General features: G+C 71.1%; 23 protein-coding genes and 1 pseudogene. 12 read left to right on the forward strand and 12 right to left on the reverse strand.

Translation table 11 applies throughout. From position 1 onward, the window contains the following. Positions 1–4: 4 nt before the first annotated feature. The 3 genes from OG787_RS03630 to OG787_RS03640 form a co-directional block, all read right to left on the reverse strand. Positions 5–1,000, reverse strand: coding sequence for a cation diffusion facilitator family transporter (locus tag OG787_RS03630; RefSeq protein WP_405534268.1), 996 nt, complete (start codon positions 998–1,000; stop codon positions 5–7). After that, positions 997–1,389: a VOC family protein gene (locus tag OG787_RS03635; RefSeq protein ID WP_369032741.1), complete on the reverse strand. Its 393-nt coding sequence runs from the start codon at positions 1,387–1,389 to the stop codon at positions 997–999. Before OG787_RS03635 ends, OG787_RS03630 begins: the two co-directional genes overlap by 4 nt. A gap of 75 nt (positions 1,390–1,464) precedes the next feature. After that, positions 1,465–2,193, reverse strand: coding sequence for a helix-turn-helix domain-containing protein (locus OG787_RS03640; protein ID WP_369032740.1), 729 nt, complete (start codon positions 2,191–2,193; stop codon positions 1,465–1,467). Between the two features lie 165 nt (positions 2,194–2,358). Between OG787_RS03640 and OG787_RS03645 the strand changes: the two genes are divergently transcribed. Together OG787_RS03645 and OG787_RS03650 are read left to right on the forward strand one after the other, a co-directional pair. Further along, on the forward strand, positions 2,359–3,888 hold the full coding sequence (locus tag OG787_RS03645; RefSeq protein ID WP_405534269.1) for an APC family permease: 1,530 nt from the start codon (positions 2,359–2,361) through the stop codon (positions 3,886–3,888). Positions 3,889–4,016: 128 nt separating this feature from the next. Next, positions 4,017–5,648 carry an amidohydrolase gene (locus OG787_RS03650; RefSeq protein ID WP_405534270.1) on the forward strand — a complete coding sequence of 544 codons (1,632 nt, stop codon included), beginning with the start codon at positions 4,017–4,019 and terminating at the stop codon, positions 5,646–5,648. Here OG787_RS03650 and OG787_RS03655 read toward each other — a convergent pair whose 3' ends face one another. Then, complete coding sequence (locus OG787_RS03655) at positions 5,649–6,158, reverse strand: GNAT family N-acetyltransferase (protein WP_405534271.1); 510 nt, start codon at positions 6,156–6,158, stop codon at positions 5,649–5,651. 124 nt (positions 6,159–6,282) lie between these two features. On the opposite strand from OG787_RS03655, the gene OG787_RS03660 reads away from it, so the two are divergent. The 3 genes and pseudogenes from OG787_RS03660 to OG787_RS03670 all read left to right on the forward strand — a co-directional run. After that, positions 6,283–6,645, forward strand: a complete 363-nt coding sequence (locus OG787_RS03660) for a DUF1304 domain-containing protein (protein ID WP_235472806.1) — start codon at positions 6,283–6,285, stop codon at positions 6,643–6,645. After that, the gene (locus OG787_RS03665; RefSeq protein WP_405534272.1) at positions 6,642–7,205 is read left to right on the forward strand and encodes a TetR/AcrR family transcriptional regulator; all 564 of its coding nucleotides are present in this window, start codon (positions 6,642–6,644) and stop codon (positions 7,203–7,205) included. Before OG787_RS03660 ends, OG787_RS03665 begins: the two co-directional genes overlap by 4 nt. Next, a pseudogene (locus OG787_RS03670) lies at positions 7,198–7,351 on the forward strand (cobyrinic acid a,c-diamide synthase); the annotation flags it as partial. The gene OG787_RS03665 and the pseudogene OG787_RS03670, both read left to right, overlap by 8 nt. Positions 7,352–7,668: 317 nt before the next feature. Here OG787_RS03670 and OG787_RS03675 read toward each other — a convergent pair. Together OG787_RS03675 and OG787_RS03680 are read right to left on the reverse strand one after the other, a co-directional pair. After that, positions 7,669–8,778, reverse strand: coding sequence for an NAD(P)-dependent alcohol dehydrogenase (locus OG787_RS03675; protein WP_369032734.1), 1,110 nt, complete (start codon positions 8,776–8,778; stop codon positions 7,669–7,671). A 56-nt stretch (positions 8,779–8,834) separates the two neighbouring features. After that, entirely contained in the window at positions 8,835–10,289 is a 1,455-nt protein-coding gene (locus tag OG787_RS03680) for an aldehyde dehydrogenase family protein (RefSeq protein ID WP_405534273.1), read from the reverse strand. A gap of 103 nt (positions 10,290–10,392) precedes the next feature. Between OG787_RS03680 and OG787_RS03685 the strand changes: the two genes are divergently transcribed. After that, positions 10,393–10,821 (forward strand): MarR family winged helix-turn-helix transcriptional regulator, encoded by a 429-nt coding sequence (locus tag OG787_RS03685; RefSeq protein WP_369032732.1) that lies wholly within the window; start codon positions 10,393–10,395, stop codon positions 10,819–10,821. Positions 10,822–10,998: 177 nt separating this feature from the next. Further along, on the forward strand, positions 10,999–11,379 hold the full coding sequence (locus OG787_RS03690) for an anti-sigma factor antagonist (RefSeq protein ID WP_405534274.1): 381 nt from the start codon (positions 10,999–11,001) through the stop codon (positions 11,377–11,379). 27 nt (positions 11,380–11,406) lie between these two features. Here the strand turns inward: OG787_RS03690 and tuf are convergent, their stop codons facing one another. After that, complete coding sequence (tuf, locus tag OG787_RS03695; RefSeq protein WP_369032730.1) at positions 11,407–12,600, reverse strand: elongation factor Tu; 1,194 nt, start codon at positions 12,598–12,600, stop codon at positions 11,407–11,409. Positions 12,601–12,681: 81 nt separating this feature from the next. Then, positions 12,682–13,632: a ribose-phosphate diphosphokinase gene (locus tag OG787_RS03700; RefSeq protein WP_369032729.1), complete on the reverse strand. Its 951-nt coding sequence runs from the start codon at positions 13,630–13,632 to the stop codon at positions 12,682–12,684. Positions 13,633–13,859: 227 nt separating this feature from the next. On the opposite strand from OG787_RS03700, the gene otr(A) reads away from it, so the two are divergent. The 3 genes from otr(A) to OG787_RS03715 all read left to right on the forward strand — a co-directional run bounded on the left by otr(A) (position 13,860) and on the right by OG787_RS03715 (position 17,314). Then, on the forward strand, positions 13,860–15,746 hold the full coding sequence (gene otr(A) / locus OG787_RS03705; protein ID WP_405534275.1) for a tetracycline resistance ribosomal protection protein Otr(A): 1,887 nt from the start codon (positions 13,860–13,862) through the stop codon (positions 15,744–15,746). Between the two features lie 97 nt (positions 15,747–15,843). Next, a complete protein-coding gene (locus OG787_RS03710; protein WP_369032727.1) occupies positions 15,844–16,503 on the forward strand; it encodes a DUF4230 domain-containing protein in 660 nt (219 codons plus the stop codon). 112 nt (positions 16,504–16,615) lie between these two features. Beyond that, positions 16,616–17,314 (forward strand): VanZ family protein, encoded by a 699-nt coding sequence (locus tag OG787_RS03715; RefSeq protein WP_405534276.1) that lies wholly within the window; start codon positions 16,616–16,618, stop codon positions 17,312–17,314. On the opposite strand, the gene OG787_RS03720 is transcribed toward OG787_RS03715, so the two are convergent. Beyond that, the gene (locus OG787_RS03720; protein ID WP_369032726.1) at positions 17,315–17,557 is read right to left on the reverse strand and encodes a hypothetical protein; all 243 of its coding nucleotides are present in this window, start codon (positions 17,555–17,557) and stop codon (positions 17,315–17,317) included. Positions 17,558–17,680: 123 nt separating this feature from the next. On the opposite strand from OG787_RS03720, the gene OG787_RS03725 reads away from it, so the two are divergent. Both OG787_RS03725 and OG787_RS03730 read left to right on the forward strand, forming a co-directional pair. Then, positions 17,681–18,769: a PHP domain-containing protein gene (locus OG787_RS03725; protein ID WP_405534277.1), complete on the forward strand. Its 1,089-nt coding sequence runs from the start codon at positions 17,681–17,683 to the stop codon at positions 18,767–18,769. A gap of 383 nt (positions 18,770–19,152) precedes the next feature. Continuing rightward, entirely contained in the window at positions 19,153–20,115 is a 963-nt protein-coding gene (locus OG787_RS03730) for an SDR family NAD(P)-dependent oxidoreductase (protein ID WP_369032724.1), read from the forward strand. 124 nt (positions 20,116–20,239) lie between these two features. On the opposite strand, the gene OG787_RS03735 is transcribed toward OG787_RS03730, so the two are convergent. The 3 genes from OG787_RS03735 to OG787_RS03745 are packed head-to-tail and all read right to left on the reverse strand — an operon-like array spanning position 20,240 to position 23,068. Beyond that, entirely contained in the window at positions 20,240–20,887 is a 648-nt protein-coding gene (locus OG787_RS03735; RefSeq protein WP_369032723.1) for a M15 family metallopeptidase, read from the reverse strand. 47 nt (positions 20,888–20,934) lie between these two features. Continuing rightward, the gene (locus OG787_RS03740; RefSeq protein ID WP_369032722.1) at positions 20,935–21,507 is read right to left on the reverse strand and encodes a transcriptional regulator; all 573 of its coding nucleotides are present in this window, start codon (positions 21,505–21,507) and stop codon (positions 20,935–20,937) included. Positions 21,508–21,529: 22 nt separating this feature from the next. Next, complete coding sequence (locus tag OG787_RS03745; RefSeq protein WP_405534278.1) at positions 21,530–23,068, reverse strand: helix-turn-helix domain-containing protein; 1,539 nt, start codon at positions 23,066–23,068, stop codon at positions 21,530–21,532. Between the last annotated feature and the right edge of the window lie 34 nt (positions 23,069–23,102).

Here is a 23,102-nt window from a genome sequence, read left to right on the forward strand (position 1 = left end):
AGCCTCAGGCCCCGCCGCGCTCCCCCGTCGCGGCGGGGCTCCTCGCTGCCTCCTTCGCGTCCGCGTCGGTCACGTCGAGGAAGATCTCGCCGGTCTCGGGGACCGCGTCGGCCACGGACCGCTTGATGCGTACGGCGATCTCCTCGACCCGCTCGCTGTCGAGACCGGGGACGAGATCGATCCGGGCGGCCACGAGTGTGGAGTCGAGCCCCATCTTCATCGTGAACAGGGCCTCCACGCTGTCGATCTCGGGCTGGGCCGCCAGCAGTTCGCGGATCTCGCGGCTCAGCTCCGGATCGGCGGCCTCGCCGACGAGCTGGGCGCGGGCGTCCCGGCCCAGCCAGTAGGCGACGCAGACGAGCAGCACCCCGATGGCGAGGGAGGCGGACGCCTCCCACACGACCTGCCCGGTGACCATGTGCAGGGCCATGCCCACGAGGGCGAGCGTCACGCCGAGCACGGCGGTGCCGTCCTCGGCGATCACCGTGCGCAGAGCGGGGTCGCGCAGCGCGCCCGTGCCACCGGAGCCACCTTCCCGGCGCGCCTGGTGCACGGCCCGCAGCAGCGAGGCGCCCTCCGCGAGCAGCGCGACCCCGAGCACGGCCAGGCCCACCACATAGCCGTCGAAAGACTCCTCCGCGCCGCCCCTGAACGCCTCCACGCCCTGGAAGAAGGAGAAGCAGCCGCCCATGACGAAGATGCCGACGGCCGCGAGCAGCGACCAGAAGAACCGTTCCTTGCCGTAGCCGAAGGGGTGCCGCCGGTCGGCGGGGCGGCGGCTGCGGCGCAGGGCGGCGAGCAGGAAGACCTCGTTGAGGCTGTCGGCCACGGAGTGCGCTGCCTCGGACAGCAGCGCGGGCGACCCGCTGACGAGCCCGCCCACGGCCTTGGCGACGACGATCAGCAGATTGGCGCCCAGCGCGACCAGCACGGTCAGCCGTGTCCGCCGGTCCGCGGACGGCGTGCCGTCGCCCTGCTTCCCGTCCCCGCGAGCCGTCAAAGCTGCTCGGACGTCGTCGACACGTCCCGGCGGAGGGTGAAGGTGTGGCCGGCCGGGTCGGCGTACCCCCGCTCCTCGTACGGTGTGCCGGCGTCGTTCGTCTCCAGGGCGCGTCCGCCGAGCCCGACCACCCTGCGTTCCGCCTCGTCGAGATCGCTCACGCGGAAGTCCAGGTGGACCTGGAAGGAAGCCTCGGCGCGTGGCCAGCTCGGTGGGGTCATGTTCGCGTCGAGGCGGAACTCCATCCGGGTGCCCTCGGCGGCCCTGATCTCGATGCGGTTGACGGTCGTCACCGTCTCCTCGGCCTCCAGCAACTCCATGTAGAACGCGGCGAGTTTCTCGGGTTCTGCGCTGTCCAGCACCACAACGCTCGCTGTCACCAAGGTCATGCTTCCTCCGTACGGAGTCCGGGGCGGGTCCGGTCGCCGCTGCCCTCTCCGGTGCGGGTACCCCGCCCACCGGAATCACACGGGATGGGCGCCGCCGGACGCGGTGAGCTGTGCGAGGCGGGCCGCCGCCGCTGTCAGGAAGAGGTCGAGGGCCGCCGGGTAGGAGCTGTGGCGCATGTCCATCACGAGGTGGCGGGCGGTCGCATGGATGTGCGGGTGGGTGTCGGCGGGCAGCCGGGCGTAGGTCGCCCGCCACACCGCCGCCTCGGCCTCGCGGGCGGCCTTCGGCAGCGCGGCGTTCGCCGAGTCGAGGGCGCCGAAGGCGAGCGCCTGGTCGACGAAGGCGTGGTAGATCCGTACCGCCTCGGCGTCCGGGAACCCGGCGCCGCGCAGCACACCGAGGCCCGTCTCCACGGCCTGGATCTCGTACGCCCGTCCGGTCACCCGGAACGAGCTGAGCACCGCCGCCTGCGGCTGGGCGAGTGCTCCGGCGTGCATCCGCAGGCCGAGATCGCGCAGATCGGCGCGCCAGTCGCCGCTGGGGCGCCAGGTGCGCAGCGTACGGCCGATGAGTTCGTCGGCGATGGCGAGCATCAGCTCGTCGGTGTCGCGGAAGTAGCGGTACAGGGCGCTCGGGTCGGCGCCGAGGGCGCGGCCGAGGCGGCGCACGGAGAGAGCTTCGGCGCCGTGTTCGCCGAGCAGCCGCATCGCCGTCTCGACGATCAGTTCCTCGGAGAGGACGACGCCCTGTTTGGTGGGGCGCCTGCGCCGTCGGGCGGCGGGCGGGACGACACGGTCGCTCATCGGCTCCTCCTTGGCGGTGGCTCACGATCATGCGCGGCGCGGTGACCGGTGCGGTGACCGGTGCGGGCACCTTATGACAACACCGTTGACCTGTTAAGGCCCCGGGCAGTTTCATGTGCGTTCACCGGGGTCGACCGAGGCCCCCAGGTGTGAGCGGAGACCGCCATGACCGATCCCCAGCCCTACGGCGCACCCCCACCCGTGTCGTCCGCGCAGCCCGCGCTGCGCAAGTCCCTCGGTGTGCTGGACGGCGTCGCCATCGCCGCGTCCAGCACGGCGGCCACGACGAGCATCGGCATCGGTCTCGGGGTCACGGCCGGGGTGGTCGGGCTGCATCTGCCCGCGATCATGCTGCTGGCGTTCCTGCCGATCCTGGGCATCGCGGGCGCCTACTCCCGGCTCAACCGGGTGGAGCCGAACGCGGGCAACGGCTATGTGTGGGTGGGGCGTTCGCTCAGTCCCTGGCTGGGCTTCATGGTCGGCTGGGTGAACATCGTGGCCGCGGTGGTGTTCCTGGCGTACACCACGGCGGTGACCGGATCGGCGGTGATCCAGCTGGCGGGCGACGCGGGTGTGCACCGGGTGGCCGGGCTGACCCTGGACCCCGGGTCGACCGCCCAGACGACCGGCGTCGGCATCCTGGTCCTCGTCGCCGTCACCCTCACCGCCGTCTCAGGCATCAGAACGGCCGCCCGGCTCCAGGGCGCACTGCTGGTCTTCGAGTACGTCGTCCTGCTGGGCTTCTGCGGATACGGCATCGTCGTCGGCCCGCACCCCTTCAGCCTGAGCTGGTTCGACCCCTTCCAGATCCCCTCGGCGTCGGCGCTCGCGCAGGGCATGCTGCTGTCGGTGTTCTGCTACTGGGGCTTCGAGGCCGCGTTCAGCGTCAACGAGGAGGTGAAGGACCCGAAGCAGGCGTCGCGGGCCGGGATCACCACCCTGGTGACGATGCTGGGGCTGTTCCTGCTCGGCTCGATCGCCTTCCAACGGGTGCTGTCGGAGGGCGAGTTGGCGGGCCACGGCGCCGAAGGCCTGGCGTTCTTCGGCAACCGGCTCGCAGACCAGCCGCTGGCCGCGCTGCCGCTCGTGGCGCTGATGTTCTCGGCCGTGGCCTCCTTGCAGGCCGGGGTGATCCCGACGGCCCGCGCGATGTTCGCGATGAGCCGCGACCGTACGCTCGGCCCGGCCTGGTCCCGGGTCAGCCCCCGGTACGGCACTCCGGCGGCCGGCACGCTGATGATCGGCGCGCTGGCGGCGGCCGTCGCCGGGCTCGCCCTGGTCATCCCGCGCCTCGCCGACATGATCCTGGCGGCGGTCAACGCGATCGGCATGGTCGTCGCCCTCTCGTACGCGCTCACCGCACTCGCCGCCGCCGTGCGCTTCCGGGGGCTGCTGCGCGAGAACTGGCGGGACGGGATACGGGCGGTGGTGCTGCCGGTGTTGAGCGCGGCCACGCTGCTCGGGCTCGGCGGGTATCTCGCCTGGTCCTTCTACACCTCCGCCGACCATCTCGAACTCAGCCCGGACAACGGGTGGTTCCTGCTTCTCGTGCCGTCGCTGATGGTCGCGTCCGGTTTTCTGGCGGCGGCCTGGGCGAAGTGGGGACGTAAGTCGCCGTACTTCAGCACCGGTTTGGGTACTGATGCGGATGCGCCGCAGCTGCTTGCGGTGACGGAGGCATCGTCTGCGCGGTGAGCTCCGCGGGATATGCGGTTCATTTGGCTGCGAGCCGGTGGGGGCTGGTCGCGCCCCGCGGCGGAGCCGCTGATCGATACAGCCCCGCGCCCCTAAAAGGGTGCTCCACACCATCAAGGAAACGGAACATGCACGCTGAACTCCTCTTCACCGGCGGTCCGGTCTTCGCGCCCGGGAGCCCTACAGCCGTCGCGGTCAGCGGCGGGCGGATCGTCGCTGTGGGGCGGGGCGAGGTGAACGATCTGGTCGGGCCGGGGACCGAGGTGGTCGATCTCGCGGGGCGGCTGCTGCTGCCGGGCTTCCAGGACGCGCACGTCCATCCGCTGCCGGCCGGGCTGGAGATGACCCAGTGCGATCTGACCGGCGCGAAGACCGCCGAGGACACGGTGGCCATCGTCCGCGCGTACGCCCTCGCGCATCCCGAGCGGGAGTGGATCACGGGTGGCGGCTGGTCCATGGAGGCCTTCGAAGGGGGCACGCCCACCCGGGAGTTGCTGGACGCGGTGGTCCCGGACCGGCCGGTGTATCTGCCCAACCGGGACCATCACGGGGCCTGGGTCAACACGCGTGCCCTCGAACTCGCGGGCGTCACCCGGGACACCCCGGACCCTGCTGACGGCCGCTTCGAGCGGGACGCCTCGGGCGAGCCGACCGGCATGCTCCAGGAAGGGGCCATGGAGTACGTGGGCCGGCTGACCCCGCCGGTCACGGCGGCGGAACGACGGGCGGCGCTGCTGTCCGCTCAGCGTCGGCTGCACTCGCTCGGTGTCACGGCCTGGCAGGACGCGCTGGTCGGTTCGTTCCTCGGCATGGAGGACCCGTCGGAGACGTATCTCGCCGCCGCCCGGGACGGGTCGCTGACCGCGCGGGTGGTCGGCGCGCTGTGGTGGGACCGGGAGCGCGGGGCCGAGCAGATCCCCGAACTCGTGGAGCGGCGGGCCGCGTTGAGCGGGGGCAGGTTCCGGGCGGGCAGTGTGAAGCTGATGCTGGACGGGGTCGCCGAGACGGGCACGGCCGCGCTGCTCGACCCGTACCTCGACAAGTGCGGCTGCGTCACCGCGAACCGGGGCACGAGTTTCGTGGACGCGGCCGAACTACCCAAGTACGTCACGCAGTTGGACGCCCTCGGCTTCCAGTGCCACTTCCACGCGCTGGGCGACCGGGCGGTACGGGACGCCCTGGACGCCGTCGAGGCCGCGCGCGCCGCGAACGGGCCGAGCGACACCCGGCCGCACCTGGCCCACCTCCAGGTGGTCCACCCGGACGACGTGCCGCGCTTCGCCCGGCTCGGCGCGGTCGCCAACATCCAGGCGCTGTGGGCCATGCACGAACCCCAGATGGACGACCTGACCATCCCCTTCCTCGGTCCCGAACGGGCGGCGTGGCAGTACCCGTTCGGCGCGCTGCTGCGCTCCGGGGCCACTCTGGCGGCGGGCAGCGACTGGCCGGTCAGCAGTCCCGACCCGCTCCAGGCGATCCACGTCGCGGTCAACCGCGCGGCACCGGGCTCCGCGTCGCCCCGGGTGTTCCTCCCCGCCGAACGCATCGGTCTGACGGCCGCCCTCACGGCGTACACCGCGGGTTCGGCGTACGCCAACCACCTGGACGACACGGGCAGTGTGCGCGTCGGGGCGCTGGCCGACCTGACGGTCCTGGACCGCGATCCGTACGCGGGCCCGCCGGAGGCGATCGCGGAGACGAAGGTGGCGCTCACCTATGTGGGCGGTGAGCGGGTGTACGCGGCGGAGGGCGCAGCCTGACTACAGGCCCAGGCCGGTGCCCAGACTCAGGCGCAGTGTCAGGGACTGGGGCGCGAAGCCGTTCCGCTCGTAGAAACGTATGGCGTCCGTGTTGGCCGCGTAGGCGGTCACCTCGGCGTGTGCGGCGCCCTGCTCGCCCGCCCAGCGGACGAAGGCGTCCACCAGGCGTGCCCCGGCCCCCGAACTCCGGTGGGCGGGACGGACGTACACGCTGATCAGGGTGGCGGCCTTCACCGGGCGCATGGCCGTGGGCTCGGTGAGGGAGCCCGTCAGATGACCGACCACCGCGCCGGCGTGCTCGACCGCCAGGACCAGGCGCGCCGGGTCGTCCAGTGCCGCCGCGAACGACGCGGCGGCGTGCTCGCGCGGCCAGTCGGCGTCGACGCTCGGATCACGGGTGCCGGCGTCCTCGGCGAAGAGGGCGGTGCTGGAGGCGACGAGTCCGGGGATGTCGTCGGTGCGGGCGGGGCGGACGGTGGTCGTGCGGTCGGAGGTCGCGGGTTCGGTCATGGTCGGGACGCTATCGGCGGGCTCTGACAACCGGGCCGATTTTCTGGACACCCGTCCATGTATGCTGGCCACCTGTCCATGATGGACACCCGTCCAAGAAACCTGACGTAGGAGTTTGCCGAGCATGGAGACGGTCGCGAACGTGCTGGTCGGTCTGGTGGCCGCGCTGCACGCGTACATCCTGGTGCTGGAGATGTTCCTGTGGCAGCGTCCGCCGGGGCGCAAGTTCCACGGGTTCGACGCGGAGATGGCCCGCGCGACCGCCAAGATGGCCGCCAACCAGGGGCTCTACAACGGGTTTCTCGCGGCGGGCCTGGTCTGGGGGCTGATCGCCGCCGATCCGACCGGATTCCGGGCGCAGGTCTTCTTCCTCTCCTGTGTGATCGTGGCTGGCGTCTACGGCGCCGCGACGGCGAACCGGCGCATCCTGTTCGCCCAGGCACTGCCCGGCGCCATCGCCCTGGCCGCCGTCCTCGTCGCACGGTGACCCGCGGCGAGCCCGAGGACCCGCGGGCCGCCCGCACCCGGGCGAGGCTCCGCGAGGCCCTGCTGGCGGAATGCGCCGAGCACCCCCTGGCGGAGGTCAGCGTCGCGGCACTGGTGCGCAGGGCGGGGGTCGGACGGGCCACCTTCTACGTCCACTATCCCGACCTGGAGGCGCTGGCCGTCGACGCCTGCGCCGATGTCGTACGGGAGGCGGTGGACGCCCTGCATGCCTGGCGCGGGCGGCCCGACCCGGTGATCGCGCCGGTCGCGCTCGTGGAGTTCTTCGCGGACCTCACTTCGCACACCGCGCTGTACCGGGCCCTGCTGAGCGCGGGCGGCGGGGGCCCGTTGGGCCAGGTACTGCACCGGGACCTGCGTGCGCGGAGCCTCGCGGAACGCGAACTCGCGGGGGCGGCGGACGCGCCGCTGGTCGCGTCGGCGGTGGCCGCCACCTTCGCGGGTGTCCTGGCGGACTGGCTGCACGGGCGGATCGAGGCGACGTCGGAGGAGATCGCGCACCAGGTGTGGCAGCTGCTGGTGGCGCTGCACCGGAGCAGGTGAGGTCCTTTCTTCCTCGCCCCCGCCACCCCTACCCGTCCCATCCTTCTGGGGGCTGCGCCCCCAGACCCCCCTATCGCGCTGAACGCGCTCGTCCTCAAACGCCGGACGGGCTGAAATACCAACCCCGGCCGGTGATGAAGAGCGGCGGGGGAAAGGGTGGGCCGAGCACCGTTTGCCCTCGAACGCCGGCCGGGGCTTGATCTTTCAGCCCGTCCGGCGATTCAGGACGAGCGCGTGAGCGCGACCTTCCCACCCAGCCCGTCCGGCGTTTCAGGACAAGGCCGTTCAGGCCGACCGTCCCACCGGCTCATCCCCCGCCATGCCCACCCGCCCCAGGCACCCCCAGCCCGTCCGGCGATTGAGGACGAGGCCGTTCAGGCCGACAAGCGGGGTCTGGGGGCGCAGCCCCCAGGGATGGGAACGGGTAGGGGCGGCGGGGGCGAAAGACCGCGCGGGTCGGCCGTCAGCCGAAGGTCAGTACCGGCTTGATCGTCTTGCCCGCGCTCATGTCCCGTACCGCCTGGTCGATGTCCGCGAACGGGTAGGTGCTGATCAGGCGGTGCAGCGGGAGCCGGCCCGCCTTCACCAGGTCCACCAGGGCCGGGATGAAGGACTGCGTCTCGACGTCGCCCAGGGTGAGGCCCACCACGCGCTTGCCGCCCAGCATCCCGTTGACATCCAGCGCGACCTCCGTACCGAAGGGCGGTGCGCCGACCACGACGAGCGTGCCCCGCTGGGCCAGCGCGTCGACGCCCTGGCGGAGGACGGTGACGTTGCCCGTCGTCTCGACGATGCCGTCGGCTCCCTGGCCGTCGGTGATTCGCGCCACTGCCTCCGCGAGGTCCGACTCTCCCGCGTTGATCGTGTGGGTCGCACCCAACTCCCGCGCCAGCGACAGACGTTCACCGACCCTGTCCACCGCGATGATCCTCGTCGCGGGGGTCAGCGCCGCCGCCATGACCGCCGAGAGACCCACCGCTCCGGCACCGAGGACCAGGACCGTGCTGCCCAGGCCCGGCTTCAGCACGTTCCAGACGGCGCCGACTCCCGTCTGGACTCCGCAGCCCAGCGGGGCGATGGACTCCAGGGGTACGTCCGCGTCGACCTTGACCAGGCTGCGCTGATCGACCAACGCCCGCTCGGCGAACGAGGACTGGCCGAAGAAGTGGCCGCCCAGCTCCGCGCCGTCGCGGCTGATCGTGGCGGTGCCGTCGGCGCGGCGGCCCCCGAGGAGGTTCAGCGGCAGCCAGGTCACGCAGTACGCGGGGTGCCCGTCACGGCAGTTGCGGCAGCCGCCGCAGGAGGTGAAGGACAGGACGACATGGTCGCCGGGCTCGATGCCGGTGACGGCGGAGCCGACCGCCTCGACGACGCCCGCGCCCTCGTGCCCCAGAACTCCGGGAAGGGGGAAGGGCAGTCCTCCGCTCGCCACACCGAGGTCCGTGTGACACAGGCCCGTGGCGACCAGGCGTACGAGCGCCTCGGTGGGCGCGGGATCGGCCAGTTCGACGTCGGAGAGGGTGAAGGGCGCACCGCCGGACTCGACGACCGCGGCACGGGTGGTGATGGACATGCTGAACTCCCTTACGGGCTGAACGAGTTGGCGTGAACGTGACGCAGCTGGCGCACTCAGTCCAGCGAGACGACCACTGACTTGACCTTCGTGTAGGAGGCGAGCGCCTCGGGGCCGTACTCGCGGCCGAAGCCGGAGTCCTTGACGCCGCCGAAGGGGATCGCGGGGTCGAGCATCGCCCAGTCGTTGACCCAGACGATGCCCGCCTGGAGCCGGTTCGCGACGCGGTGCGCACGGGCCAGGTTGGTGGTCTGGACGCCCGAAGCCAGGCCGTACGGCGTGGAGTTGGCGAGTTGGACCGCCTCGTCCTCGGTGTCGAAGGGCTGGACGGTGAGGACCGGGCCGAAGATCTCCTCCTGGACGACCCGGGAGTCGTTGGCGAGGTCGGCGATCACCGTCGGCTTGTAGTAGTAGCCGCCGTCCAGGTCGAGCCGCTCGCCGCCGCAGACGATCCGGGCGCCCTCCTTGCGGGCCAGCGCCACGAACTCCTCGACCTTGCGCAGGTGCTTCTCCCCCGCCATCGGGCCGACCACGGTCTCGGGCAGGCGCGGGTCGCCGACCGGGACGCCGGGCACCGCGTCGGCGAGGATGCCGAGCAGGGTCTCGTACACCGGGCGCGCGACCAGCAGACGCGGGCCGCCCATGCAGAACTGGCCGGTGTTGAAGACGAAGCCCTTGATGACCGCGCCGACCGCCTTCTCGACGTCGGCGTCCTCGAAGACGATGTGGGCCGCGTTGCCGCCCAGCTCCATGGTGACCGGCTTCAAAGCCTCGCCGGCCGCGCTCGCCACATGGCGGCCGATGGCCGTGGAGCCGGTGAAGGCGATCTTGTCGACGCCGGGGTGGCGGAGGAGGGCCTCGCCCGCCACCGGGCCGGTGCCCGTGACGACGTTGACGACGCCGTCCGGTACGCCCGCCTCCTGGAGCAGCTTGGCCATGTAGAGGGCGCTGAGCGGGGTCTCGTCGGCGGGCTTGTGCACCACCGTGTTGCCTGCGGCCAGCGCCGGGCCCAGCTTCGAACCGGCCAGGATCAGCGGGAAGTTGAAGGGCGTGATCGCGGCGACGACGCCGATCGGGTCGCGTTTGGTGTAGGCGAGGGCGTTGTGGACCGTCTCGCGGGTCGCGCCGTCCAGCGAGAAGGCGAGGGCGGCGAAGTACTCGTAGTCGTTGGCCGCGTTCGTCACGTCGACCGCGTGGCACAGGCTGATCGGCTTGCCCACGTCGAGGCTCTCCAGCTGCGCGATCTCATCCGCCTTCTCCCGGATCAGCTGGGCGACCCGGTTCAGGATCCGGCCGCGCTCGCGGCCGCTCATCGCGGGCCACGGGCCGCTCTCGAAGGCCTCGCGCGCCGCCATCACGGCCGCGTCCACGTCGGCCGCCGACGCCTCGGCGACGGTCGTGATGACCGTGCCCCGGGACGGGTCGACCACCTCGGTCCGTGCTCCGTCCGCCGCCTCGCGCCACTGCCCTCCGACGAACAGTCGCCCGGGTTCGATCTCGAAGGTGGTCATCACCGCTCCTCAGCATCGTCGCCAAGATTTCAATCAACAGGATTCCTGTTGGTCCGCAGTCTGATTACAGACAGGTTTCCTGTCAATGCTCTAGTCTCGATCCATGGTCAGCACCAAGGCACCCCCCTCACTGCTCTACATGGTCAAGCAGGTAGAGCTCGTAGTCCGCTCCCATCTGGACGAGCTGGTCAGACCGGCTGGAATCACCGCACTCCAGTACACCTCGCTCACGGTCCTGGAGCGACACGACGGCCTCTCCGCGGCCCAGCTGGCCCGTGACTCCTTCGTCACCGCGCAGTCCATCGCGGATCTCGTCCGGTCCCTGGAGAACCGTGGGCTCGTGCAGCGGGAGCGGAATCCACGCAATCGCCGGGAGCTGCTGATCCTGCTGACCGACGCCGGCCGCGAGCTGCTCGAACGCTTCACGGAACCCGTACGGGAGCTGGAGGAACGGATGATCCGCGACCTCACCTCGCACCAGGCGGACCAGTTCCGTCAGGCCCTGTCCAAGGCCTGGCACTCGCTGTCGTAGTCCCGCCCCGCAGATCGCGGGAGAACGCATGCGAGACTCACATCGATTTCGCAGACATATGTCAATCGAACATGCTCAAATTCACTCCATCGAGGGTAACTTGCAGGGCGGGGAAGTCACTTGTGCTCTCATCCGCGGGTCCCGTCACCTCAGCAGGCGGTTGGAGGCGATGTCGTAGTGCAGCAGGATCCTGCACCGCCCACCCGGCATCTGCGTGTCCACGAGGACCGTGGCCACACCGTGCTGGAGTTCCACGGCGAGATCGACATCGCCGCGGCCGTCGAGATCATCCCGCACCTGGACGCGGCGACCGGACATCCGGACGCCCGGATCGTGATCGACCTGACGGATGTCGAGTTCTTCGACTGCTCGGGGCTGCGTCTGCTGTACCGGGCCCGCCACCGGGTGCTCAGCCACGACGGCCGTCTCCACCTGGTCTGCACGCACCCGCTCACCCTGCGCGTCCTCAAGGTCACCGGACTGGCCACCGTGCTGCCGCCCGCGGCCTCGCTGGACGCGGCCCTGGGGCAGCCCGAGGCCACGTCCGGCACGTTATGACCCCGCCGGGCACCTACCGCGGCGCGCCTACTTCAGGATCTTCGTGACCTGACCCGCGCCCACCGTCCGGCCGCCCTCCCGGATGGCGAACTTCAGCCCCTCCTCCATGGCGATCGGCTGGACCAGCTGCACATGCATCGTGGTGTTGTCGCCCGGCATGACCATCTCGGTGCCCTTCGGCAGGGTCACCACCCCGGTCACGTCTGTCGTCCGGAAGTAGAACTGGGGGCGGTAGTTGTCGAAGAACGGCGTGTGCCGGCCGCCCTCGTCCTTCGACAGGATGTACGACCGCGCCTCGAACTCCGTGTGCGGAGTGACCGATCCGGGCTTGATGACGACCTGGCCGCGCTGGACGTCCTCCCGTTTCACCCCGCGCAGCAGCAGTCCCACGTTCTCCCCCGCCCGGCCCTCGTCGAGGAGCTTGCGGAACATCTCGATGCCGGTGACCGTCGTCTTCGTCTTCTGCTCGTGGATGCCGATGATCTCGACCTCGTGGTTGACGTGCAGCACCCCGCGTTCGATCCGGCCGGTGACGACCGTGCCGCGCCCGGTGATGGTGAACACGTCCTCGATCGGCATCAGGAACGGCCGGTCGACGTCCCGCACCGGCTCGGGCACCGCCGCGTCGACGGCGTCGAGGAGTTCGAGCACCGAGGCGCTCCACTCCGGGTCGCCCTCCAGGGCCCTGAGCGCGGAGACCTTGACGACCGGGACGTCGTCGCCCGGGAACTCGTACTCGGTGAGCAGTTCGCGCACCTCCAGCTCGACGAGTTCGAGGATCTCCTCGTCGTCCACCATGTCCGTCTTGTTGAGCGCGACCACGATGTACGGGACGCCCACCTGCCGGGCCAGCAGCACATGTTCCTTGGTCTGCGGCATCGGCCCGTCGGTGGCCGCGACGACGAGGATCGCGCCGTCCATCTGGGCGGCGCCCGTGATCATGTTCTTGATGTAGTCGGCGTGGCCGGGGCAGTCCACGTGGGCGTAGTGCCTGCGCTCCGTCTGGTACTCGACATGGGCGATCGAGATGGTGATGCCCCGCTGCCGTTCCTCGGGCGCCTTGTCGATCTGGTCGAACGGCGTGTACGGGTTCAGGTCGGGGAACCGGTCGTGCAGCACCTTCGTGATCGCCGCCGTGAGCGTCGTCTTGCCGTGGTCGATGTGCCCGATGGTGCCGATGTTGACGTGGGGCTTGGTCCGTTCGAACTTCACCTTGGCCATGCCGGGCCTCCTGATCACCTGGGGTGACGCGGGGCGTCGCTCCGCCGGATCGACCTCGTACGGGGTCGTCCTTCCTGTCTATTAGGTTCCCGGGGCGTCGAACAGGGCGCTGACGGACTCACCGTTGTGAATGCGACGCACGGCCTCGGCGAGCGCCGGGGCGATGGACAGCACCCGCAGCTTCTCGGTGCGCTCCTCCTCCGCGATCGGCACGGTGTTGGTGCACACGATCTCCAGCACGTCGGGCTGCTCGCTCAGCCGCTTCAGCGCGCCCGCCGCGAACAGCCCGTGGGTACAGGCGACCCGGATCGACCGCGGCTCCAACTCCCGCAGCCGCTCCAGGAGTTCGAGGACCGTGCTGCCCTTGGCGATCTCGTCGTCCAGCACGATGACGTCCCGTCCGGTGACCTTGCCGATCACGGAGCTGATGCTCACCCGGTCGTCCGCGAACCGCTGCTTGGCCCCGGCGGCCACCTCGGCGCCGATCAGCCGGGCGAAGTGCGCGGCCTCCTTGGCGTTGCCGAGGTCGGGCGAGACGACCGTCGTCCGGGACAGGTCGTACTGGCGGAAGTGCGCGGCGAGTTCGCGCAGGGCGTGCAGATGGTCGACCGGTACCGAGAAGAAGCCGTGGACCTGCGGGGAGTGCAGGGTCATCGCGAGGACCCGGCTCGCGCCGGCCGCGACCAGCAGGTCCGCGACCAGGCGCCCGCCGAGCGAGATCCGGGGCATGTCCTTCTTGTCGGAGCGGGCGTAGGCGTAGTGCGGCATGACGACCGAGATCCGCCCGGCGGACGCCCCGCGCGCCGCGTCGCACATCATCAGCAGCTCGACGAGGTGTTCCTGGACCGGGACGACCAGCGGCTGGACGAGGAAGACGTCCCGCTCCCGGCAGTTGGCCTGGAGCTGCACCTCCAGGCAGTCGTTGGCGAACCGGCTGACCTGGGTGGGCCGCAGCGGCACACCCAGGTGCTCGCAGACCTCGGCCGCCAGCTCGGGATGGGCACTACCGCTGAACACGGCGATGTCTCGCACGAACTGCTCCTCGCATGATCATTCGGTCGGCCACGGCCCATCGTACTGGCCACTCCTGGCACTCCGTGCCGCGAAAAACCGGTTGCGGCCGGCCGCCCGGGCCACGCCATGATGGCGGCGGTCGAATCTCCTCGGCTCTCCCCGACCTCAGGAGCACGGAATGCGCCGTTTCCTCGGAACTCTCCGCCGCCCATGCCGGACCACAGTTCTCGAGGACTCGACCACCCATGCACTCCGTGCCCCTCTCGCACACCCTGAACATCGGGATCCTGGCCCACGTCGACGCCGGTAAGACCAGCCTCACCGAGCGGCTGCTGTTCGACGCGGGCGCGATCGACCGGCTCGGCAGCGTCGACGCTGGCGACACCCGTACGGACGACGGCGCGATCGAGCGGCAGCGCGGGATCACGATCCGCTCGGCCGTCGCCGCGTTCACGGCCGGCGACACCCAGATCAACCTCATCGACACCCCGGGGCACTCCGACTTCGTCGCCGAGGTCGAGCGTGCCCTGGAGGTCCTGGACGGGGCGGTGCTGCTGCTGTCGGCCGTGGAGGGCGTCCAGGCGCAGACCCGCGTGCTGATGAGGACGCTGCGGCGGCTGCGGCTGCCCACGCTGGTCTTCGTCAACAAGATCGACCGCGCGGGTGCCCGGTCCGAGGCCCTGCTGGCGGAGATCCGCCGTCGGCTGACCCCGCACATCGTCCCGCTCACCGACGTCGACGCCGTCGGCACCCCGGCCGCCCACACCCGGCCCCGCCCCCTGTCGTTCGCCGCGGAGGCGATCGCCGAGGTCGACCCGGGAATCCTGGCGGCGCTCGTGGATGGCCCCGCACCCGCCCCGGACGACCTGTCCGAGGCCCTCGCGGCCCGCACCGCCGACGGCTCGCTCCATCCGCTCCTCTTCGGCTCCGCGCTGGGCGGCCAGGGCGTACCCGAACTCGTCGGGGCCCTGACCCGGCTGCTCCCCCGCCCCATCCCTACCGCCACCGAAGCGCCCCCGCGCGGCACGGTGTTCGCCGTACGCCCCGCACCGGACGGCGGGCGGACGGCGTATCTGCGGCTGTACGAGAGGCAGGTGACGGAGCGTCAGCGGCTGACCTTCCTGAGGCGCGCGGCCGACGGCCGGACCACCGAGGTCCCCGGCCGGGTCACCGGCCTCGAAGTGATCGGCCGCCAAGGCCCGCTCACCGCTGGGAACATCGCCGCCCTGACCGGTCTCGGCGCCGTCCGGGTCGGCGACCGCCTCGGCGAACTCACCGACCGCGTCCCGCAGTTCGCGCCCCCGACCCTGGAGACCCTGGTCCGCGCCCGGCACCCGGAGCAGTCGGCACGCCTGCGCTCGGCGCTGTTGACCCTGGCCGACCAGGACCCGCTGATCCACGCCCGCCCGGCGACCGACGGCAGCACGGCGCTGCTCCTCTACGGCGAGGTCCAGAAGGAGGTCCTCGCGGCCACCCTCGTCCAGGACTTCGGCATCGACGCCGAGTTCGAGGCGAGCCGTGTCCGGTTCCTGGAGCGGCCCGCGGGCACGGGTGAGGCGTACGAGGAGTACCCGTGGCTCGACCACACCCGCTGCCACGCGTCCGTGGGGCTGCGGGTCGAGCCCGGGCCGCTCGGCTCGGGCGCGGTGTTCTCGTACGAGACCGAACTCGGCGCGCTGCCCCGGGCGTTCCACCAGGCGATCGAGGACACGGTCCACGCGAGCCTGCTGGCCGGTCCGTGCGAGTGGCCGGTCACCGACTGCCGGGTCGTCCTCGTCCGCTCCGGGTTCATCGGGCCGCTCAGCACGGCCGCCGACTTCCGGGCGCTCACGCCGGTGGTGCTGCGCCGCGCGCTGGAGCGGGCGGGGACACGGGTGTACGAGCCGTACCACGCCTTCGAGTTGGAGATCCCGTCCGGCGCGCTGGCCCCGGTGACCGGTCTGCTGGCGTCCCTCGGCGCGGAGTTCGGCCCGACCGAGGGAGGCGGGAGCACGGGAGGCGGGGCCACCTGGCAGCTGACCGGTGCGCTGGCGGCCCGGCGGGTGCGCGAGGCCGAGCTGCGGCTGCCGGGGCTGACGCACGGGGAGGGCGTGTGGTGGTCGCGCCCGTCGGGCGACCGCGCGCTCCGGTAGGCCCCCTCTCAATTGTCCCGATCCATCAACAGAGCGGTCTGACGCGGCATTTGGAGGGCATTCGGTTCAGTACGCAGGAAGAAAGGGGTCCGTCGCCATGACGACGTCCATCAAGGCCGTGCGGCGCATGCCTGTTTGGGCCAAGGTACTGAGTGCCGTGGTGCTGGTGTTCGTGCTGTTGCTGGCCGGGCTACGGCTGGCGGTGCTTCCGGGGCTGGGGGACATCTTCGGGGAGGAGACGAACGACCGTTCAGGGCCCGCGCTCCTCGAATCGATCCAGGACATGAGCCGTTACGAAGCGGCGTCCGGCAACTTCCAGATCGTCGTGGACCTGGAGAAGGACACAAAGTATCTGCCCGACGCGATCAAGGGCACCCGTGTGCTCTATGTGGGTGCGGGCACGGTCGACTCCTATGTCGATCTCGGCAAGATCGCGAAGGACGACGTGACGGTCAACAAGGACCGTACGACCGCGACGCTCCGGCTGCCGCACGCGGCACTCGGCAAGCCCTCGCTGAACCCCGACCGCTCCTATGCCGTCTCCAAGCAGCGCGGCATCTTCGACCGGATAACCGATCTCTTCTCCGACAACCCGAACGACGAACAGGCCGTCCAGAAGCTGGCGGTCCGGCACATCGGCGACGCGGCGAAGGAGAGCGGTCTGACCGCGCGCGCCGAGGAGAACACGACCAGCATGCTCAAGGGTCTGCTCGCCTCCCTCGGCTTCACCACCGTGACCGTGACCTACGGCACCTGAGGGAAACCGGCCTGCCCGGGTCCCGGGATCCGGGCGGGCCGGAGCGGAGTCCTCGGCCTGATCGAGGGTAACCGCCGTTGCACGGGGGTCAGTTGAAGACCGGAGGACGTTGATGGCCCGATCAGCTCCGCGCTCCCTCGCCGCGCTGCGCCTGCGCCCCGCGAAGGCCGAGAGCAAGCCGCCCGAGACCTCGAAGGAGGCCACACCCAAGGCATCGTCGAAGTCGCCGTCGAAGTCCACGCCGAAGCCCGCGGCCAAGTCCGCGCCGAAGTCCCCTTCGAAGTTCCGGAGGACCCCGAAGACCTCGCCGAAACCCGCCCCGAAGCCGCCCGAGAAGGCTCCGCCGAAGCGCCGTCCGTTCGTCTTCCTGGCCCGGCTGCTGACGATTCTGTGCGCCTTCGTGTTCATGGTGGCGTTCGCCGTGATCCTGGCCCGGCTGACCCTGGAGCCGTCCCCGGCGTCCGAGGCCCTGACCCATACCAACCTTCATCCGGGCCGCTCGCTGCGCGCCTATCTGGACCAGCCCGAGATGCGGGACGCCATCCGGCAGATCGGCGGGAACGTGCTGCTCGGCGTGCCCTTCGGCCTCCTGGTGCCCATCGTCCTGCCCAAGGCGCGGGGAGTCCTGCGGGTGCTGTTCCTGACGGCGGCCGTCATGCTCATGGTCGAGCTGGCCCAGGGCACGCTGATCACCGGGCGCGCCTTCGACATCGACGACGTCATCCTCAACACGACAGGCGCGCTGATCGGTTACCTGCTCCTCGGCCGCCGACTGAGCCGCGCGGTGCACGCACCGAGGAAACGGTCGTAGCTATCTCTGCTTTCTGGTCCAGGTGAGTTTGTCGCCGCCGACCCAGCGGATCATGTCCGGATCGTCGAGATCGTGGACCGTGATGCCGGCCGCGGCGGCGACCACCAGTACGTCGGTGAGCGCCCGCGCCGCACCGACCACCTCGCCGTCGATCTCGATGATGCGGAACGGCGGCATGCCCGGCTGCACCCCGAGCACCATGATCCGCGGGTGAGCGATGTACGGGCTCCCGATTTCGGTCATGCATAGAGCGTAGAGCGAATCCGGCCATCATGTACCGGCCACGGAGGGGGCGGCATCGGCACCTCCGCCCCCTCCGTGGTGCGGGCCCGCCGAGCCCGCGCCACGCTGGAGACGGAGGTGACGATGGCGATGTCACTGGATCCCGTCGAGGCACTGGACCGGATCGCCTTCCTGCTGGAGCGCTCCCTGGCCCCCACGTATCGCGTACGGGCGTTCCGTACCGCGATCGACGTGCTGGCGGAGCTGTCCCCGGAGGAGATCCGGCAGCGGGCCGACACCGGCACGCTGGAGTCCCTCAAGGGCATCGGCCCGAAGACGGCGCAGGTGGTGCGTGAGGCGCTGGCCGGTCAGGCGCCCGCCTACCTGGAGAAACTGGAGCGCGAGGAGGGCGTGCCCCCGCCTCTCGGGGACGGGGAACGCCTCCGGGCGCTCCTGCGCGGGGACTGTCATCTGCACTCCGACTGGTCGGACGGCGGCAGCCCGATCGAGGAGATGGGCCGTACGGCGGCGCGGCTCGGGCACGAGTGGGCGGTGCTCACCGATCACTCGCCGCGCCTCACGGTGGCCCGGGGCCTCACCGCCGACCGCCTGCGCGACCAACTGACGGTGATCGAGGAACTGAACGCGACCTGGGCGCCCTTCCGGCTGCTCACCGGCATCGAGTGCGACATCCTCGACGACGGCTCCCTGGACCAGGACCCGGACCTCCTCGATCTGCTGGACGTCGTGGTGGTGTCCGTGCACTCCAAGCTGCGCATGGACGCCCGCTCGATGACCCGCCGGATGGTGGCCGCCGTACGCAACCCGCTGTCGGACGTCCTCGGGCACTGCACCGGTCGGCTGCTGGTCGGGCGGGAGCCCCGGGGCGGCGGTGGCGGACGAGGCGGGCGGGGCGGGGGCAAGGCACGGCCGGAGTCGGAGTTCGACGCGGACGCGGTGTTCGCGGCCTGCGCGGAGACAGGCACGGCGGTGGAGATCAACAGCCGCCCGGAGCGACTGGACCCACCGCGCCGGCTCCTACGACAGGCCGTGGCGGCGGGCGCGCTGTTCTCGATCGACACCGACGCGCACGCGCCGGGCCAGCTGGACTGGCAGATCCATGGCTGCGCCCGCGCGGAGGAGTGCGGGGTACCGGCCGAACGGGTGGTCACGACCTGGCCGGTGGACCAGTTGCTGGCGTGGTCGCGGGAACGCGCGCTGCCGTCGGCCTGAGGGCCTGTCCGGTGCCCCGGGGTGGGGGACGCGTGCCGCTCTGCTGCGGGCGAGTCGCTTGCGGAAGCACCGGCTGCCACCGGGCTGACGTCCCTTCCGGCGGCGGGCCCCCGAAGGGCCCCGGCGGCGTTGTCGCCGACTGGCGGCTCCGCCAGGACCACGTCCCCCCATGAGGCGCTCGTGGAACCGCCCACCGCCACCCCGGGCCGAGGCACCTTCCGGCGACCGGGGCACTGTCCCCGGCGGCGTTGTCGCCGGCCAGGGCTCACGTTCGGTCATGAGGCGCCGCCCGCGTTGCCCCGGCCTCGTCCGGCGGGTCGGCGCCGGGCAGGGAGGCGGTGTCTCTTGACTTCGAGCGTGCTCCAATTCGTAGCGTGCTGTGCATGACCACCGCACAGCACAAGATCGGCTCGGGCTTCGATGCCCGGAGCACCGCCGACGACGTCCTCGCGGGCATCGACCTCTCAGGGAAGCTCGCGCTCGTCACGGGTGGCTACTCGGGCCTCGGCCTGGAGACGACCCGCGCCCTCACCAAGGCGGGCGCGCGGGTCGTCGTACCCGCCCGCCGTCCGGAGCACGCGCGAGAGGAACTGGCCGGCGTCGAGGGTGTCGAGGTGGACGCTCTCGACCTCGGCGACCTGGACAGCGTGCGCGCCTTCGCCGAGCGCTTCCTCGCCTCCGGGCGCCCCCTCGACCTCGTGATCGACAACGCCGGGATCATGGCCTGCCCCGAGACCCGGGTCGGCCCCGGCTGGGAGGCCCAGTTCGCGACGAACCACCTCGGCCACTTCGCGCTCGTCAACCGGCTGTGGCCGGCCATCGCCCCCGGCGGCGCACGCGTCGTCTCCGTCTCCTCACGCGGCCACCACTTCTCCGGCATCCGCTGGGACGACCTCCACTGGCAGCACGGCTACGACAAGTGGGAGGCGTACGGCCAGGCCAAGACGGCCAACGTCCTGTTCGCCGTCCACCTGGACAGGCTCGGCCGCGACGCCGGCGTACGGGCCTTCTCCCTCCACCCCGGTGCCATCTTCACCCCGCTCCAGCGCCACATCCCGATCGCCGAGCAGATCGAACGCGGGTGGCGGGACGCCGAGGGCAACGCGCTCGACCCTGAGGGCTTCAAGACGCCCGAGCAGGGTGCGGCCACTCAGGTGTGGGCCGCTACCTCCCCGCAGCTGGCGGGGATGGGCGGGGTCTACTGCGAGGACTGCGATGTCGCTGAACCCGCCACGCCGGGGGATCAGACCAGTGGGGTGCGGGATTATGCGGTCGATGTGGAGTCGGCTGCGCGGCTGTGGGAGGTGTCGGCGGAGTTGACGGGGGTGAACGCGTTCTCTGCGTGAGCGCTCCGGGGGGTGGGTTGTCGTTCGTCGGCCACCGGCCGGTGGGACTGGGCGCGCAGTTCCCCGCGCCCCTTGCGGGGCGCGTTCCACGCCCGCCCCCCAGGCCGCTCAGCCGGTCCAGCCGTCAGGCGTGCCTGGGGCCGTACAGTGCCGCCGGGGCGCCTGTCGTCAGGGCCCAGTAGCGGTCGCCGTAGGACCAGTGCCACCACTCCGTGGGGTAGTTGACCAGGCCGGCCCCGCTGAGGGCCTTGCCGAGGATCTCTCGGTGGGTGCGGGCCTTGGCGTCGATGTTGGTGGCGTGGGTGTAGCAGGCGCCCGCGCTGTCCTCGGGGTTGGCGTTCATGGCCGTGCCCAGGTCGAGTTCGTGGCCGTCGGTGTCGGCGAGGGTCAGGTCGACGGCGGCGCCCGCGCTGTGCGGGGCGATCTCGGGCGGGGAGACATAGCGGCTGGCCGCGGAACGGAGGCGGTCCTCGGGCCAGTCCGGGTGCTGGGCGCGCAGTTCGGCGGAGTACCCGTCGAAGTAGCGGCGTTGCAGGGCGGGCGGCCGGTAGCCCTCGACGAACAGCAGCCGGATGCCGTCGGGAAGCAGTGCCTGCGCGTCGAGCAGCCGGTCGAGGACGCCCTGCCGCAGATGGAACTGGGCGCCGCCGGACGCCTGTTGCTGCCGGTCGTCTGTGAGCAGGGCGCCACGTACGTCCACCAGACGCTCCCCGCACTCCTCGACGGGTACGGCGGCCACCTTCTCGTCGGACATCAGGATGATCTCACTCATGACACGATCATCTCGCGCCGGCCCGGCCCCGGGTTCGGGGCCGGGGTTCAGGCGGCGAAACCGACGTTCGTGACGTACTCGTACTGGCCCCACTGGGAGCCGAGGTCGACGATCTGGTCGGTCCAGGCGTCGTCGAAGGCCTGGGTGTCGCCGGTGGACCAGGCCTCGACGAGCAGGTCCCAGTGCCGGATGTTGAGGGTGCGGAACTCGACGACGCGCTGGCGCGGCCGGTCCACCTGGGACTGGTTGAGAGGGTGCAGTTCGACTCGCGTGCCCCGGCCCCGGGCGTTGAGCCGCCCGACGAGATACCGGGCGACGTTCTGACGGCGGACCGTCCAGTACGCCTGCTCGATCTTCTCCAGGTTCCGCTTCGACGGACTGCGCCTGCCCTCCAGCCACGCCTTGAGCGTGCGGTCGGTGACCGTCAGCCCCGCCTCCCGTGCCGCCGACCTGGCATGGTCGGTACGCGTGAGGTAGTGCAGCCGTGCCAGCAGCCCGCGCCGGGCCGTGATCGGCGTGACGATCCCGCCCGCCAGCATGTCGAGCCGCCGGGCCACGGCCGCGCTGCCCTTGATGCCCCGGGCACCGTACTTCCCGAACTCGTGGGTGTATTCAGGCATGCACCGCCTCCCTCACTGTCACTCAGTTCTCGTGCTCGCCCGCGGCGGCGGGATCAGTATCCTCGCCGACGGTGTAGGTGTCCTTGATCTTGACCTCGGAAACCCCACGCCCTTCCGGGAAGACACTCCGCCAGTCGCCGATCACATGCAGCTCGTCGGTACCCATCGCGCGCACGACGGTCAGCCCCTCGCCGTACGCCTTGTACGCCTTGGTCCAGAGGTTGGCGAAGGCCTGCGAGCGGATCAGGTGCATCCAGTCGGGGCGGTACAGCTCCCGGTTGTAGTTCGACTCCCCCATGGTGGAGACGAACTTGGAGTACATCGCCTTCACGTATTCGAGGGTGACCTCGTCGTCCTGCTCGATGGCCCGGTCGCGCGCGTCCTTCAGGGCGATCCGGAACTTCTCCAGCAGGTTCTCGGTGGCGCCGGAGGTGAACGACTCGTGGATCTCCGGGGGTTCGCACAGTCCGTACTTCGGCCCGGACAGCCGTAGGAGAAGCCTCAGTGTCGGCTCGGTGACCCACAGCGGACCCGGTTCGTCGCGGTTTCCGATCGGGTTGGGCAGTTCACCCTCGTGGTCCCAGACGGGTGGCGTGATCAGGTGGACGCCTGCCCTGCGGCGGTCGTGGCCGAATCCGGTCGAGTGCTCCAACTGGCCGATGGGGAGGTGGGTCTTGAGCGCGGAGAGGTAGGCGCCGTTGATGTCGAGCGCGGTCACCTCGTGGGCGCCGGGCGGGAGTTCACGGCGGGCCCACTTGGGGCGGGCCTCCCAGATCTGGTCGGCACCGCGTGCGGTCTGCTTGCGCAGGATGTCCGGGATCCAGGGATGCGCCACGACGTCGTACCGCCCGCCCTTGCGGGTCGAGTCGAGCAGCGCCATCGCGTCCGGGATGGCCCGCTTCACCAGCGCGGCGGTCGCCGCGTCGACGTCCCCCTCGTGCTCGGCGAGGGCTCCGGCGACGGCGGCGGCGATCGGATCGGGTTCGTCGGAGACGGTCTGGACGCGACGACCGACGGGGACGACCTTGACGGGCGTCGCGGGGACGACGGCAGTTGCAGCGGGGGCCGCGGGTTTCGCGGTCGCGGGAGGCCCACTGGCCGTGGCCGTCCCTCCCCCGCACTCAACAGGATCGAGGTGCTGCGGGAACCCGGCGACCTGATGACGGGCGGGGTGTCCGCACAGCACACAGGGCTGGGCGACGGAGAGCGTCTCCGACTCGCCCTCGGTCTCCGTTTCCCCCGCCTCCCCCGCCTCCTCCGCCTCCTCCGCTTCCCCTACCTCCTCGGAGGCCTCCTCTTCGGCGTCCTGCTCTGCCTGCGCCTCCAGCCGCGTACGCGCCCCGTCGAGGAAGTAGGCGTACTTCTCGCGCACTTCGCCGCTGGGGTCCCGCCCCGACTCCCACCCTCCGATGGTGGAGGGACTCACCCCGAGGGCCTGCGCCACCTGGGCACGCGAGAGGTTCAACCCTTCCCGCAGCCCGCGCCGCACCTCGACCGAGGGCAGCGGCACCTCCTGACGGGCGCCGGCCAGCAGGGCGTCGATCGCGCCGAAGTCCGTCATCGGGCCACCGACCACCGCACACGTTCTCCCAAAG

Origin of the sequence: Streptomyces sp. NBC_00075, from assembly GCF_045041225.1 — a bacterium.
Taxonomy (GTDB): Bacteria; Actinomycetota; Actinomycetes; order Streptomycetales; family Streptomycetaceae; genus Streptomyces; species Streptomyces adonidis.